Genomic DNA, 14,905 nt, shown 5'->3' with positions numbered 1-14,905 from the left:
TTTTCGTTTCTGCGCGCCGTGGGTTAGCGTGCAGGATGAGAACCTGCGCAGGTTCGACTGAATCGCCCGGAGCGATTCAGGCTGATGCGCAGCATCACCCGCAGGGCGAGGCCCCGGACGGGCCGAGGCTAATCCTGCACGACCCACCCATTCAGAGAAAAGCGCCTTTCAGGCGCTTTTTTCGTTTCTGCGCGCTGTGGGTTAGTGCCTTTCAGGCGCACGAGAAGGGCCGTTACGTAAAGTCGGCGTGAACACGTCCGTGTGGCCTCGGCCGCCGCTTCCCTGCGGCGGACGCTTTACTTCACGGCCCATCCCGCGCGCCTTTATGTGGCATCGTGCGGCGTTTGAGAAAAAACAGGGTTCGACTGAATCGCCCGGAGCGATTCAGGCTGATGCGCAGCATCACCCGCAGGGCGAGGCCCCGGACGGGCCGAGGCTAATCCTGCACGACCCACCCATTCAGAGAAAAGCGCCTTTCAGGCGCTTTTTTCGTTTCTGCACACTGTGGTTTAGTGCCTTTCAGGCGCACGGGATGGGCCGTTACGTAAAGTCGGCGTGAACACGTCCGTGTGGCCTCGGCCGCCGCTTCCCTGCGGCGGACGCTTTACTTCACGGCCCCTCCCGCACGCCTTTATGTGGTATCGTGCGGCGTTTGAGAAAAATCAGGAGTAGCTTTCCTAATCTTTTCCAAACCTTAACGCTTTCCTGCCTCAAGCGTTTTTCTCCCGAACCGATAACGATCATGTCTATTTGCAAGGAGAAAGACCATGTCATCGATATCCGCTTTATCAGCCAGTACGGGCAGTAGCGCCGGCAGCAGCAGCGCCAGCGTATCGTCGCAGATTTCTGCGCTCAACAAGCAGATCCAGAGCATCACGAAGCAGGTCAAAGAGCTGTCGGATAATCAGGATCTGACCGACGAGCAGAAGTCCGAAATGGAGCAGATGTACCAGTCGCAGATCGCCATGCTCGAAGCGCAGATCGCCCAGCTTGAGCAGAAGCAAACTGAGCAGGCGCAGCAGAACAGCGAACCGGCAAAACAGGTGAGCGGCGTGCAGGCTGCCGACGGCGTTAACCGCCCGACAGAAACCAACAAGATTAACGTCTATATCTAAAACGCCGGATTGATCGCGCGTTGTTGCGTCAGCAGCGTCGCCTGCTGACGCGCTTCCTGCCAGATCGCCTGCGCCGCCGGCGTCAGCGAACGGTTTTTCCGCTTGACCAGCACCAGGCTGCGGTTGATTTCCGGATAGAGCCGCCGCACGGTCAGCGCCCTGCCCGCCGGAAGCGGCAACGCCAGCGCCGGCAAGATACTGATGCCGATGCCCGCATCGACCATGGGAAACAGCGTTGCCGGATGGCCGATATCCTGCACCACGTTAATCTCAACCTCCTGCTGACGCAGCGCCGCGTCAATCAATACCCGACTGCCCGATGCGTAATCCTGCAGCACCATGTCGCGTCCCGCCAGCATGCGCCACTGCGCCTTAGCCACGGCGGCCAGCGGATCGTCGCTGCGGCACAGCAGCAAAAAAGGCTCGTCCAGAATCGGCTGACAGTCGAGATCGCTGCTGTTAAGCGGCCCGATAACGATGCCGAAATCGACCTCGGCATTGCGTACGCTCTGCAACACTACCTGCTGCATCCGGTCATGCAGAATCACCCTGATGTCGGGATAGCTTTGCTGGCTGGCGGCGAGGCACTGCGGCATCAGGTGCGCAGAGATGGTCTGGCTGGCGGCGATGCGCACCGTGCCGCTGCGCTGCTCGCCATAGCTGCGAATATCGAGCAGCGTAGAGTTCATCTCCTCCAGCAGGCTCGCCATGCGCGACGCCAGCTGCTGCCCCGCTTCCGTCAGCATCACCTCGCGCGTGGTGCGGTCCAGCAGCCGTACGCCGATGGCCGCCTCCAGCTCTTTAATACTGTGGCTGACCGCTGACTGACTTAGCCCAATCGCCTGCCCGGCCTGACTAAATCCGCCGTGATGGGCGACGGCGACAAAGGTGCGCAGCTGACGTAGCGTGTAATTCATCTAAATAGCTCATAGATTGATGCAATAAATCAATTTTATTTCTAAACCCGCTTCGCGCACAATCACTGCATGTAACTTTTAACCGGATTTTAACAATGGGATTTCTGCGACTCGATCCGATGATGATCAAACTGATCATCACGGTGCTGCTGGCCACCTTCTTGCCCGCTAAAGGCGTCTTTGTCGACATCTTTGAATACCTGACCACGGCCGCTATCGCCCTGCTCTTTTTTATGCACGGCGCCAAACTGTCGCGCGAAAAGATCATTGCGGGCAGCAGCCACTGGCGGCTGCACCTGTGGATTATGTTCAGCACCTTTGTGCTCTTCCCGATAATCGGCCTGCTGATCGTCTGGTGGCATCCGGTGAACGTCAGCGCGGAGATCTATACCGGCTTTATCTATCTCTGCATTCTGCCCGCCACCGTGCAGTCTGCTATCGCCTTTACCTCCATGGCGGGCGGCAACGTCGCGGCGGCAGTGTGCAGCGCCTCGGCCTCTAGCCTGCTGGGCGTCTTTATTTCGCCGCTGCTGGTGAATCTGGTGATGGACGTGCACAGCAGCGCGCCGACCAACGGGCTTGAGCAGGTCGGCAAGATTATGCTGCAGCTGCTGGTGCCTTTTGTGCTGGGTCATCTGTCGCGTCGCTGGATTGCCGGCTGGGTGGAAAAACATCGCGGCCTGATCGGCAAAACCGACCAGACCTCGATTCTGCTGGTGGTCTACTCCGCCTTTAGCGAAGCGGTGGTCAACGGCATCTGGCATCGCGTCGGCATCGATACGCTGCTGTGGATTCTGGCGGGCTGCGTGCTGCTGCTGGCGCTGGTGCTGGCGATTAACATCGCCGCCTCGCGCCTGTTCGGCTTTAACCGCGCCGATGAGATCGTGGTGCTGTTTTGCGGCTCGAAAAAGAGCCTGGCGAACGGCGTGCCGATGGCCAATATTCTGTTTCCAGCCAGCGCGGTGGGGATTATCGTGCTGCCGCTGATGATCTTCCATCAGGTGCAGCTGATGGTCTGCTCCTATATCGCCCAGCGCTATAAAGCCAGCCACGACAAGCAGCTGGCGCAGCAGGTGAAGCCGACCGTGGTCGAGTCGCAGAAGTAACGAAAAGCCCGCCGAAGCGGGCTTTTTTACGTCGTGCGTTTAAGCGGTTTTACCAGGCCTTCCAGCCCTTCCACCTTGATGGCGAGCGTAAGCTGCATCAGCTCGCCTAAGCGGCCTGAGGGAAACTCCGCTTTACGCGCAAACCACAGCAGATAGGGCTCCGGCAGATCGATCAGCAGGCAGCCTTTATATTTGCCGAACGGCATCACCATATTGGCGATTTCAACCAGCTGCGCCTTGTCCATATCAGGCGTCCAGCAGGCGGATCATTTCGGCTTCGTCGATCACCTCAATGCCCAGCTCCTGCGCTTTCACCAGCTTAGAGCCCGCCGCTTCGCCCGCGATAACCAGGTCGGTTTTTTTCGATACGCTGCCGCTGACCTTCGCGCCAAGCGCGGTCAGGCGATCTTTCGCTTCGTCGCGCGTCAGCTGGGTCAGCGAGCCGGTCAGCACCACGGTTTTACCGGCGAAGGGGCTGTCGATCTCCTCCGCCTTCACCACCTCAATGGCCGGCCAGTGCACGCCGATCTCCTCCACCAGCTGGCGAATGATTTCGCGGTTGCTCTCCTCGTCCATAAAGTTGCGCACGTGGGTGGCGACAACGGTGCCGACGTCCTGCACCGCAATCAGCGCCTCCAGATCGGCATCCATCACTTTTTGCAGCTCGCCGAAGTGGTTCGCCAGGTTAGCCGCGGTCGCCTCGCCCACTTCGCGAATGCCGAGCGCATAGAGGAAACGCGCCAGGGTGGTCGACTTCGCCTTCTCCAGCGCGTTCACCACGTTCTGTGCCGATTTCGGTCCCATACGATCGAGGCCAAGCAGCTTCTCTGGCGTCAGCCGGAAGAGATCCGCCGGGGTTTTGACATATTCGGTCTCGACCAGCTGGTCAATAATTTTGTCGCCCAGCCCTTCAACATCCATCGCGCGGCGCGACACAAAGTGCTTCAGCGCCTCTTTGCGCTGTGCGCCGCAGATTAGCCCGCCGGTGCAGCGGGTCACCACTTCGCCCTCGACGCGCTCGACGTCCGATCCGCATACCGGACAGTGGGTAGGAAACACCACTTCGCGCGCGTCTGCCGGACGCTCAGAGAGCACCACGTTCACCACCTGTGGGATAACGTCGCCGGCGCGGCGGATCACCACTTTGTCGCCGATACGCAGCCCCAGGCGCGCAATCTCATCGGCGTTGTGCAGCGTGGCGTTGCTCACCATCGCGCCCGCTACCAGCACCGGCTCCAGCCGCGCCACCGGCGTCACCGCGCCGGTGCGGCCCACCTGAAACTCGACGTCGCGCACCACGGTCATCTGCTCCTGCGCCGGAAACTTAAAGGCCACCGCCCAGCGCGGCGCGCGCGCCACAAAGCCGAGCCGCTCCTGCAGCGCCTGTGAGTCGACTTTAATCACCACGCCGTCGATATCGAAGCCCAGGTCGGGACGCGTCTCCTCGACATGGCGGTAGAAGGCCAGCGCCTCTTCCGCGCTGTGCACCAGCCTGATGCGGTCGCTCACCGGCAGGCCCCAGGCTTTGAACTGCTGCAGACGCGCATAGTGGCTGCCCGGCAGTTCGCCGCCTTCCAGCAGGCCGAAGCCGTAGCAGAAAAAGGTCAGCGGACGCTTCGCAGTAATGCGCGGATCGAGCTGGCGCAGCGAGCCGGCCGCGGCGTTGCGCGGGTTGGCGAAAATTTTGCCGTCGGTACGGCGCGCTTCGGCGTTTAGCTTCTCGAAGCCGCGCTGCGTCATAAAGACTTCGCCGCGCACTTCCAGCCGCGCAGGAAAGTCATCGCCCTTCAGGCGCAGCGGGATGGCGCCGATGGTGCGGACGTTGGTGGTGATGTTCTCGCCGGTGGTGCCGTCGCCGCGGGTGGCAGCGCGCGTCAGCAGGCCGTTTTCATACAGCAGGCTCACCGCCAGGCCGTCGAGCTTTAGTTCACAGCAGTAGGCGATATCGTCGCCTGATTTCAGGCGATCCTGCACGCGCTTGTTAAAGGCGAGGAAGCCGGCTTCGTCGAAGGTATTGTCGAGCGACAGCATCGGCACCTCATGGCGCACCTGCTCGAATACCGTTAGCGGCGCGGCGCCGACGCGCTGGGTCGGCGAGTCGGCGGTGATCAGCTCGGGATGCTGCTCTTCCAGCGCGCGCAGTTCGCGCATCAGGCGGTCATATTCAGCGTCCGGTATCTCGGGCGCGTCCATAACGTGGTAGAGGTACTCATGATGGCGCAGCGTGGTGCGCAGTTCGGTGATTTGGTCCTGAACGGATTTCATATTGCCCCATCAGATAAAAAACCCCCGACAGGCGGGGGTTTGGTGAATCAGGATTAACGGTCTGTCTTATTCTCGGGATTCGATCACGTCGCGAATGCGGTTTTTATAGGTTTCCAGCTTCTGCGGCGTCATCATGCGGCGCTCATCATCCAGCACCACGCCGCCAACATCATCGGCGATACGCTGCGCGGACTGCAGCATCAGCTTAAAGTTTTGGTTCGCATCGCCGTAGGAAGGCACCATCATAAAGATGGAGATGCCTGGCGTGGCGAAATCGGACATTTCATCCGGATTAAACGAGCCGGGCTTCACCATATTGGCGAGGCTGAACAGCACCGGGCCACTGCCCGCCGGGCTGAGATGACGATGGAAAATATTCATTTCGCCGAACTGGAAGCCCGCCTGCAGAATGCCCTGCAGCAGCGCTTCACCATTCAGCGTGCCGCCAGCGTGAGCCGCAACGTGCAGCACCAGCACCGTCTCTTTCGGTTTGCCTGGCGCTTTCGGCGCGTCCTGATGCACCGGCTCAGCAGGCTGCGGCGCAGCATGCTCATGCGGGTGAGAAACGGGCTGCTGCGGCTCTGCCTGGTACTCTGGCTCTGACTGGGTCGCTTCCAGCGGATCTAAATCGAGCAGCGGATCGGCCTGAATCGGCTGAGCAGGCGCAAAGCGCGGCGCAGGCTCCTGCGGCGCTGGCGTGCGAACCGGCTGAGGCTGCGCACGCGGCGGCTGAGACGGCTGGCGCGGCGGTTGCGGCGCCAGCAGCGGATCGTTTTCCGGCTGCGGCTGAGGCTGCGGACGCGCGGCGGGCTGACGCGGCGTCTCCGCCGTGGCGCTAAACACCGGCGCATCGTCCTGCTGCTCGTCCTGGAATGTGTCGATGCGCGGCTCCTGATGCGGTCGCTCATGACGCACGCGAACGTCGCCGACGCCTTCTTCGTCGTCGGTCAGACCCTCTTCATCGTCGCGCTGGTCGCGCTGTTTGAGCCTTTTGTGCGGGCGATCGCGGAACACTGACGAACGCTCTTTACGGCTGGTCCACAGCCCGTGAAGAAGGAGCGCTATAATGGCGATCGCGCCAACAACGATTAATATCAGACGCAAATCCTGCATCATTGTATTCTCTGTTGTTCCAATACCTTGCCACCGCGGCAAACTTTATCCTCTAACTGTATTTGCCCAGCTAAACAAGTGCAAGCTCGTGCAGTATTTTCTGACAAATAAGATAGTCACCCCACGTTTTTTTGCTGTTTTTTCACACAATCGCCTCATGGTCAGGAGAAAAAGCCAGGTTATCATGGTCTCGCCTGATTATTTCCTGGAGAGTTGCCTGTATGGCCCGAGAGAACACTGTCTCACGTTACAACGGCGTGCACTATTTTAGCGAGGGCTGGAGACTGGTTCGTCTGCCAGGCATTCGGCGTTTCGTGATTATTCCGCTGCTGGTCAATATCCTGCTGCTGGGCGGCGCTTTCGTCTGGCTGTTTTACCAGCTGGGCAGCTGGATCCCCCGGCTGATGGCGCAGATCCCCGACTGGCTGCAGTGGTTGAGCTATCTGCTCTGGCCGCTGTCGGTGATCTCTATCGTGCTGGTGTTCAGCTACTTCTTTTCTACTATTGCCAACTGGATCGCCGCGCCCTTTTGCGGCCTGCTGGCGGAGCAGCTGGAGGGCCGTCTGACGGGCAAACCGCTGCCGGACAGCGGCTGGCTGGCGATGATGAAAGACCTGCCGCGCATCATGAAGCGCGAACTGCAAAAGCTCGGCTACTATCTGCCGCGCGCGCTCGGCCTGCTGCTGCTCTATTTTATTCCTGGCTTTGGCCAGACGGTGGCGCCGGTGCTGTGGTTTCTGTTTAGCGCCTGGATGCTCTCCGTGCAGTACTGCGACTATCCGTTTGATAACCATAAGGTCAGTTTTCAGCAGATGCGCGGCGCGCTGCGTCGCCATAAAACGGCCAATATGCAGTTCGGCGCGCTGGTGAGCCTGTTCACAATGATCCCCATCCTCAACCTGGCAATTATGCCGGTGGCGGTGTGCGGCGCGACGGCGATGTGGGTCGATCGCTATCGCGGGCAACTGGGGCGCACTGAGCTACGCTAGTACTCTTCAGAGCGCCTTATGCAATTTTTAGCAGGGCTTATTGCGCGGGGACATATAGATATGCGTTTTCTTTCCTTCCGCGCGAAGACAGAAAGGGTATGCTCAGTGGGTTCCCAATAATTCATACAGTTAAGGACAGGCCATGAGTAAGATCTATGAAGATAACTCGTTGACAATTGGTCATACGCCACTGGTTCGACTGAACCGCATCGGTAACGGCCGCATTCTGGCGAAGGTAGAATCCCGTAACCCGAGCTTCAGCGTAAAATGCCGTATCGGTGCCAATATGATTTGGGACGCAGAAAAACGCGGTATTCTGAAAGCCGGCGTTGAGCTGGTCGAGCCGACCAGCGGCAATACCGGCATCGCGCTGGCCTATGTCGCCGCCGCGCGCGGCTACAAGCTGACGCTGACCATGCCGGAAACCATGTCCGTCGAGCGTCGCAAGCTGCTGAAGGCGCTGGGTGCTAACCTGGTGCTGACCGAAGGGCCGAAAGGCATGAAAGGCGCTATCGCTAAGGCAGAAGAGATTGTCGCCAGCGATCCCGACAAATATGTGCTGCTGCAGCAGTTCAGCAACCCGGCCAACCCGGAAATTCACGAGAAGACCACCGGTCCTGAAATCTGGGAAGATACCGACGGCGCGGTAGACGTGTTTATCGCCGGCGTCGGCACCGGCGGCACGCTGACCGGCGTCTCGCGCTACATCAAAAACACCAAAGGCAAGAAAGAGCTGATTACCGTGGCGGTGGAACCGACCGATTCACCGGTGATTGCTCAGGCGATCGCCGGTGAAGAGATTAAACCGGGTCCCCACAAGATTCAGGGTATCGGCGCCGGCTTTATTCCCGGCAACCTCGATCTCGACCTGGTTGACCGCGTGGTGGCGATCACCAACGAAGAGGCGATCAGCACGGCGCGTCAGCTGATGGAAGAAGAAGGCATTCTGGCGGGCATCTCTTCCGGCGCAGCCGTCGCCGCAGCGCTCAAGCTGCAGGAAGATGAAGCCTTCGCTAACAAGAACATTGTGGTCATCCTGCCCTCCTCTGGCGAGCGCTATCTCAGCACCGCGCTGTTTGCCGATCTTTTCACCGAGAAAGAGCTGCAGCAGTAACGCCAGATTCCGAAAACGTTGAAAAAAGCACCCAAATGGGTGCTTTTTTGTGGCGTAGATCGCACTTTCACCACCGCCCAGATTGATTTCAGTGACTCAGCTCTGGTATTTAAGCTGCCAATTATTTCGGTGCCTGAAATTAATCCGCCCTTGAAGTGGATCAAGCTGAATCGATTTACGCATTTGGCGAAACGGCGAATCACGGCATAATTAGCAGCTGAAGCGCTCGACAGGGATTTTGACCCTTCAACTGGAATGACACACTCATTCAAGCGCATTTAATGGTCAGCGTAACGCTATACCCGCGCACCTACACAGGCTAAAGTTACGGCTCCAGGCTAGACTTTAAGTCCATAACACCAAACCTGATAACGTTGGGGAAACAGAATGTTCCAGCAAGAAGTTACTATCACCGCGCCTAATGGTCTTCACACTCGCCCTGCCGCGCAGTTTGTTAAGGAAGCGAAAGCGTTCCAGTCAGAAATCACCGTCACCTCTAACGGTAAATCCGCCAGCGCCAAGAGCCTGTTTAAACTGCAGACGCTGGGCCTGACTCAGGGCACGGTTGTGACGCTCTCCGCAGAAGGCGAAGATGAGCAGCAGGCCGTTGAGCATCTGGTTAAACTGATGGCTGAACTGGAGTAATCCGCTCAGCTTTAGCTTTATACCGACTCCTTTGCCCCATTGAGTGCAAACATCTTGATCGCGGACAACTCGTCCGCGTTATCACATCCGTAGAGTACAGCTCCCGCGACAATGGCAACGCATTGGGTCAAAGAGCCATCGTGATTAAAAGGTAGGGTTATGATTTCAGGCATTTTAGCATCACCAGGTATCGCTTTCGGCAAAGCTCTGCTGTTGATTGAGGATGAGATCGTCATCAACCGCAAGAAGATTTCTGATGACCAGGTTGATCAGGAAGTAAAACGCTTCCTTGATGGCCGCGCCCAGGCTGCGCAGCAGCTGGAAGCCATCAAAGTGAAAGCGGGTGAAACGCTTGGTGAAGAGAAAGCATCCATCTTCGAAGGCCACATCATGTTGCTGGAAGACGAAGAGCTGGAGCAGGAAATCATCGACCTGATCAAGAAAGATCACGCATCGGCCGACGCCGCCGCCTACTCCGTTATCGACGGTCAGGCGAAAGCGCTGGAAGAGCTGGACGACGAATACCTTAAAGAACGTGCGGCTGACGTACGCGACATCGGCAAACGTCTGCTGCAAAACATTCTCGGTCTGCATATTGTCGACCTGAGCGCCATCCAGGACGAGTCGATTCTGGTAGCGAAAGATTTAACGCCGTCGGAAACCGCGCAGCTGAACCTGAAAAAGGTGCTGGGCTTTATCACCGATCTCGGCGGCCGCACCTCGCACACCTCGATCATGGCGCGCTCGCTGGAGCTGCCGGCGATTGTCGGCACCGGCAGCGTCACCGCGACGGTGAAAAACGGCGATTTCCTGATCCTCGACGGCGTGAACAACAAAGTGTACGTCAACCCGTCAGAGAGCGAGCTGGAAGAGCTGAAAGCGGTACAGAGCCAGTATCTGAGCGAAAAACATGAGCTGGCCAAGCTGAAAGATCTGCCAGCGATTACGCTCGACGGCCATCAGGTTGAAGTGTGCGCCAACATTGGCACCGTACGCGACGTCGCGGGTGCCGAGCGCAACGGCGCGGAAGGCGTTGGCCTCTATCGCACCGAGTTCCTGTTTATGGACCGCGACTCGCTGCCGACCGAAGATGAGCAGTTCCAGGCGTACAAAGCCGTGGCTGAAGCCGTTGGCTCGCAGGCAGTAATTGTGCGCACTATGGACATCGGCGGCGACAAAGATCTCCCCTACATGAACCTGCCGAAAGAAGAGAACCCGTTCCTCGGCTGGCGCGCGATCCGTATCGCCATGGACCGTAAAGAGATCCTGCATGCCCAGCTGCGCGCGATTTTACGCGCCTCCGCCTTCGGCAAGCTGCGCATTATGTTCCCGATGATTATCTCTGTTGAAGAGGTGCGTAGCCTGAAAGCTGAGCTGGAGCTGCTGAAAGCGCAGCTGCGCGAAGAGGGCAAAGCGTTCGACGAGACGATTGAAGTGGGCATTATGGTGGAAACCCCGGCTTCTGCCGTGATCGCCCGTCACCTGGCGAAAGAAGTCGACTTCTTCAGCATTGGGACAAACGACCTGACGCAGTATACTCTGGCGGTGGATCGTGGTAATGATTTGATTTCTCACCTCTACAACCCGATGACGCCTTCCGTTCTGGGCTTAATCAAGCAGGTGATCGACGCCTCTCACGCCGAAGGTAAGTGGACCGGCATGTGCGGTGAGCTGGCGGGTGATGAACGTGCTACACTACTGTTACTGGGTATGGGGCTGGACGAATTCAGCATGAGTGCCATTTCAATCCCAGGCATTAAGAAAATCATTCGCAATACTAATTTCGAAGATGCGAAGGCTCTGGCGGAGCAGGCTCTGGCTCAACCTACAGCGGAAGAACTGATGAATCTGGTCAACAAGTTCATCAAAGAGAAAACACTCTGCTGATCCACGAGACGCTGGCCCAACAATACTGTTTAGGAGAAGAATATGGGTTTTCTTGACAAGCTTTTTGGCAATAAATCAGAAAGCACATCTGGGACGATTGATATTGTTGCGCCTCTGTCAGGCGAGATCGTAAACATTGAAGACGTACCGGATGTGGTGTTTGCCGAGAAGATCGTTGGCGACGGTATCGCTATCAAGCCAACCGGCAACAAAATGGTTGCGCCGGTTGATGGCACCATCGGTAAGATTTTCGAGACCAACCACGCGTTTTCAATCGAGTCTGACAACGGCATCGAGTTGTTTGTGCACTTCGGCATCGACACGGTTGAGCTGAAAGGTGAAGGCTTTAAGCGCATCGCGGAAGAAGGCCAGAAGGTCAAGAAAGGCGATGTGGTTATCGAGTTCGATCTGCCGCTGCTGGAAGAGAAAGCCAAATCCACGCTGACGCCGGTAGTGATCTCTAACATGGACGAGATTAAAGAGCTGGTGAAGCTCTCTGGTCAGGTTACCGTGGGCGAGACGCCGGTGATCCGCATCAAGAAGTAACGGATTTAGCGAAGAAAAACGGCACCCACTGGGTGCCGTTTTTGTTTCTGTTCTGTACGGTGACGACGCGGGTGAAAAATATTACTCAGACACCCCTATCCTGCGCCTGCCAGCGCGGCAGACGGATCGTCAGCTCCAGCCCGCCTTCGGGCCGGTTAATCGCCTGCACCTCGCCGTGGTGCGCCAGCACCACCTTACGCACGATCGCCAGCCCCAGACCATAGCCTTTGCCCAGCAGCGGCGAGTTAACCCGCACAAAGGGATCGAAGATGCTGGAAAGCTTCTCTTCGTCGACTCCCGGCCCCTGATCGCGCACGCGGATCGCCAGCCACTGCTGCTCGGCCTTGAGCCGCACCTGAATATGCTGACCGGGCAGCGAGAAGCGCAGCGCGTTGCGCAGCACGTTCTCAATGCCGCGCCGAATCAGCTCGGCGTTGCCGCGCACCGTGTAATCGGCATTTTCATCCACGTGAAAATCGACCTTTACGCCAGGGATCTGCGCCTCGTAGCGCACGTCGGTAACCACCGCGTGCACCAGACCGGTAAGGTCGAAATATTGTTCGTCCGGGATGCTCTCATGCTCGGCGCGCGACAGCGTCAGCAGCTCGCCGATCATCTTATCCAGCCGCCGCGCCTCTTCGTCGATGCGATCCAGCGACGCGTTGACGCTTTCCGGCGTCTGGCGCGCCAGGCCGGTCGCCAGCTGCAGGCGCGCCAGCGGCGAACGCAGCTCGTGGGAAATATCGTGCAGCAGCTCTTCGCGCGCGCGCACCAGGGTGTCGAGCCGCTCCACCATGGCGTCGAACGCCTCAGCGACGGTAGAGAGTTCGTCATGGCGCTTGCGCATCATCGGATAGAGCCGCACGCTGAGGTCGCCGTTCGACACGCGCGAAAAGCCCTCGCGCAGCTGACGCATCGGCCGCGTCAGGTTCCACGCCAGCAGCAGGCTGAACAGCAGCCCCACCGAGCCAGCGAAAACAAACATCGGCTCGGGGATATTCAGAATGCGCCGCGGTCCGTCCATGCCCATCGAACTGTCTTCACGCAGCCCTTTCACGTTGTAGCGCAGCTCATACTCTTTGCCGTCCGCGCCTTTCACCCAGCGCACGATCACATCCGGGAATTTGCCCTGAAACGGCGGATTGAAGGTTTCCGGCAGCGGCTCGGAGTTCGCCGGCCGCGTATGCTGGATGACAGAAAAGAACTGCCGGTCATTAGGCTCCCAGTCCGCCATCATATCGTCGAGCGAGCTGGGCCCGCCGCGCTCCAGCACCGACACCGCCGACGCCATCTGCAGGTTAACGATGCGGCGCGTGGCGATGATCTCCGGCGGCTCGTGGCGATTACCGGCGATATTAAAGCCGAGCCAGAGCAGCTGGCTGATAATGACGAACACGATCCAGAAGCCGATCAGGATCTTCCAGAACATGCGGCCGCGATAGGTCTGTCTCATCGAATGCGATAGCCGATGCTGCGAACCGTTTCAATATTGACGCTGTCGGCGGTGAGCGCCGCCAGCTTCTGACGGATATTGCTGATATGCACATCCACGCTGCGATCGTACGCCTCGCGCGGGCGGCCCAGCCCTTTTTCCGACAGCTCATCTTTTGACACCACGCGATCCGGCGCGCGCATCAGCAGATCCAGCAGATTGAACTCCGACGCGGTGAGGTCGAAGGCTTTGCCCTGCCACTCGGTGATGCGGGTGGCGGGATTGAGGGTCAGCTCGCCCCAGCGCAGCAGCTCTTTTTTATCCGGCAGCGGCACCTGCTCTTCGAAGCGGCGCAGCACGGCGCGCAGACGCGCCACCAGCTCGCGCGGATAGCAGGGCTTCGGCACGTAATCGTCAGCACCCATCTCCAGTCCGATAACGCGATCGATGTTGTCGCCTTTGGCGGTCAGCATAATCACCGGCAGGCGGCTGTTCTGCCGCACCTGGCGCAGCACGTCAATGCCGCTCATATCGGGCAGCATAATATCGAGGATCATGGCAGTGTACTGCCCGGAAAGCGCCCCTTCGATGCCTGCGCTGCCGGTTAATACCAGTTGGGTTTCAAAGCCTTCCGCAATAAGGTACTGGCTGAGCATGGTGCCCAGCTCGAGGTCGTCGTCAACTAACAAAATTTTCATGGTGTTCTCTCGCCTGAATTGCCGCTATTTTGTCCTGAGCGGGCGCCGGACGCAGCCGATTTTACGCGTTCCTTACAGATTCGACGTCAGACGATGCTCAGGGAGACTATAGACAAAAATGGCCCGCAGGCACCAGCGGGCCTTTGCGAGAGGAATTAACGGTAGACGCCGGTGGAGAGATAGCGATCGCCGCGATCGCAGACGATCGCCACGATCACGCTGCCGGGCTGCGCCTGTGCGATGCGCAAGGCGCCCGCCACCGCGCCGCCGGAGCTGACGCCGCAGAAGATCCCTTCGCGCCGCGCCAGCGCGCGCATCGTCTCCTCCGCCTCCGCCTGGCCCATATCCATTACCTCATCCACCAGTTCGGGCCGATAGATGCCTGGCAGATAGGCCTGGGGCCAGCGGCGGATGCCGGGAATGGCGCTGCCCTCTTCCGGCTGCAGGCCGATGATATGGACGCGATCGCTCTGCTCTTTCAGATAGCGGCCGACGCCGGTAATGGTGCCGGTGGTGCCCATGCTGGAGACGAAATGGGTCAGGCGGCCGGCGCTCTGCTGCCAGATTTCCGGGCCGGTGGTCTGGTAGTGGCCGAGCGGGTTGTCCGGGTTGTTGAACTGGTCGAGCACGTGGCCTTCGCCGCGCGCCATCATCGCCAGCGCCCTGTCGCGCGCGCCCTCCATGCCCTGCTCGCGGCTCACCAGCACCAGTTCGGCGCCGTAGGCGCGCATCGCGTCCTGCCGCTCCTGGCTCATATTCTCCGGCATCAGCAGACGCAGCGCATAGCCTTTCATCGCGGCGATCATCGCCAGCGCGATGCCGGTATTGCCGCTGGTGGCCTCAATCAGGCGATCGCCTGGGGCGATGTCGCCGCGCAGCTCGGCCTGATGGATCATCGACCAGGCGGCGCGATCCTTGACGGAGCCGGCGGGATTGTTGCCTTCCAGCTTGAGCCAGATTTCGCTGCCGTTGGCAGGCGTCAGGCGCTGAAGTCTGATCAGCGGCGTATTGCCGATGGTGTTGTGCAGTGTGGTCAAGGTGCGTTTCCCGGCGAAGCTAAGCGAACAAAAAAAGGGCG

Annotated in this window: 14 protein-coding genes and 1 other RNA gene; 8 read left to right on the top strand and 7 right to left on the bottom strand. The window is 59.0% G+C overall.

What is annotated here, in order from left to right:
* Positions 1-14: 14 nt before the first annotated feature.
* Together MC269_RS05100 and MC269_RS05095 are read left to right on the top strand one after the other, a co-directional pair.
* A non-coding RNA gene (locus MC269_RS05100) (RtT sRNA) lies at positions 15-149 on the top strand.
* Positions 150-767: 618 nt separating this feature from the next.
* Positions 768-1,115 carry a FlxA-like family protein gene (locus MC269_RS05095; protein WP_081138248.1) on the top strand — a complete coding sequence of 116 codons (348 nt, stop codon included), beginning with the start codon at positions 768-770 and terminating at the stop codon, positions 1,113-1,115.
* Here the strand turns inward: MC269_RS05095 and MC269_RS05090 are convergent.
* A complete protein-coding gene (locus MC269_RS05090; RefSeq protein WP_081138250.1) occupies positions 1,112-2,032 on the bottom strand; it encodes a LysR family transcriptional regulator in 921 nt (306 codons plus the stop codon). The genes MC269_RS05095 and MC269_RS05090 overlap by 4 nt on opposite strands.
* Positions 2,033-2,127: 95 nt before the next feature.
* Between MC269_RS05090 and MC269_RS05085 the strand changes: the two genes are divergently transcribed.
* Positions 2,128-3,138, top strand: a complete 1,011-nt coding sequence (locus tag MC269_RS05085) for a bile acid:sodium symporter family protein (protein ID WP_081138252.1) — start codon at positions 2,128-2,130, stop codon at positions 3,136-3,138.
* Positions 3,139-3,164: 26 nt separating this feature from the next.
* Here MC269_RS05085 and MC269_RS05080 read toward each other — a convergent pair whose 3' ends face one another.
* From MC269_RS05080 to zipA, 3 genes are all read right to left on the bottom strand, one after another.
* Entirely contained in the window at positions 3,165-3,383 is a 219-nt protein-coding gene (locus MC269_RS05080; protein ID WP_239954287.1) for a DUF3820 family protein, read from the bottom strand.
* A gap of 1 nt (position 3,384) precedes the next feature.
* Positions 3,385-5,403: an NAD-dependent DNA ligase LigA gene (ligA, locus tag MC269_RS05075; protein WP_239954285.1), complete on the bottom strand. Its 2,019-nt coding sequence runs from the start codon at positions 5,401-5,403 to the stop codon at positions 3,385-3,387.
* 66 nt (positions 5,404-5,469) lie between these two features.
* Positions 5,470-6,519, bottom strand: coding sequence for a cell division protein ZipA (gene zipA / locus MC269_RS05070; protein ID WP_239954283.1), 1,050 nt, complete (start codon positions 6,517-6,519; stop codon positions 5,470-5,472).
* A 218-nt stretch (positions 6,520-6,737) separates the two neighbouring features.
* On the opposite strand from zipA, the gene cysZ reads away from it, so the two are divergent.
* The 5 genes from cysZ to crr all read left to right on the top strand — a co-directional run bounded on the left by cysZ (position 6,738) and on the right by crr (position 11,697).
* Positions 6,738-7,505, top strand: a complete 768-nt coding sequence (gene cysZ / locus MC269_RS05065; protein ID WP_081138260.1) for a sulfate transporter CysZ — start codon at positions 6,738-6,740, stop codon at positions 7,503-7,505.
* Between the two features lie 142 nt (positions 7,506-7,647).
* Positions 7,648-8,619 carry a cysteine synthase A gene (gene cysK / locus MC269_RS05060; RefSeq protein WP_239954281.1) on the top strand — a complete coding sequence of 324 codons (972 nt, stop codon included), beginning with the start codon at positions 7,648-7,650 and terminating at the stop codon, positions 8,617-8,619.
* A gap of 387 nt (positions 8,620-9,006) precedes the next feature.
* Positions 9,007-9,264, top strand: a complete 258-nt coding sequence (gene ptsH / locus MC269_RS05055; protein ID WP_007889063.1) for a phosphocarrier protein Hpr — start codon at positions 9,007-9,009, stop codon at positions 9,262-9,264.
* A 159-nt stretch (positions 9,265-9,423) separates the two neighbouring features.
* Positions 9,424-11,151, top strand: a complete 1,728-nt coding sequence (ptsI, locus tag MC269_RS05050) for a phosphoenolpyruvate-protein phosphotransferase PtsI (RefSeq protein ID WP_239954280.1) — start codon at positions 9,424-9,426, stop codon at positions 11,149-11,151.
* Between the two features lie 42 nt (positions 11,152-11,193).
* Positions 11,194-11,697 (top strand): PTS glucose transporter subunit IIA, encoded by a 504-nt coding sequence (gene crr, locus MC269_RS05045; RefSeq protein WP_033753703.1) that lies wholly within the window; start codon positions 11,194-11,196, stop codon positions 11,695-11,697.
* An 85-nt stretch (positions 11,698-11,782) separates the two neighbouring features.
* On the opposite strand, the gene MC269_RS05040 is transcribed toward crr, so the two are convergent.
* The 3 genes from MC269_RS05040 to cysM all read right to left on the bottom strand — a co-directional run bounded on the left by MC269_RS05040 (position 11,783) and on the right by cysM (position 14,864).
* Positions 11,783-13,150: an ATP-binding protein gene (locus tag MC269_RS05040; RefSeq protein ID WP_239954279.1), complete on the bottom strand. Its 1,368-nt coding sequence runs from the start codon at positions 13,148-13,150 to the stop codon at positions 11,783-11,785.
* Complete coding sequence (locus tag MC269_RS05035) at positions 13,147-13,827, bottom strand: response regulator transcription factor (RefSeq protein ID WP_081138268.1); 681 nt, start codon at positions 13,825-13,827, stop codon at positions 13,147-13,149. Before MC269_RS05035 ends, MC269_RS05040 begins: the two co-directional genes overlap by 4 nt.
* 155 nt (positions 13,828-13,982) lie before the next feature.
* Positions 13,983-14,864: a cysteine synthase CysM gene (gene cysM / locus MC269_RS05030; RefSeq protein ID WP_239954278.1), complete on the bottom strand. Its 882-nt coding sequence runs from the start codon at positions 14,862-14,864 to the stop codon at positions 13,983-13,985.
* Positions 14,865-14,905 lie beyond the last annotated feature (41 nt).

Origin of the sequence: Pantoea sp. Z09 (assembly GCF_022394795.1) — a bacterium.
GTDB lineage: Bacteria > Pseudomonadota > Gammaproteobacteria > Enterobacterales > Enterobacteriaceae > Pantoea > Pantoea latae.
Note: the sequence above shows the minus strand (reverse complement) of the source record. Positions and strands in the feature narration are given on the sequence as shown.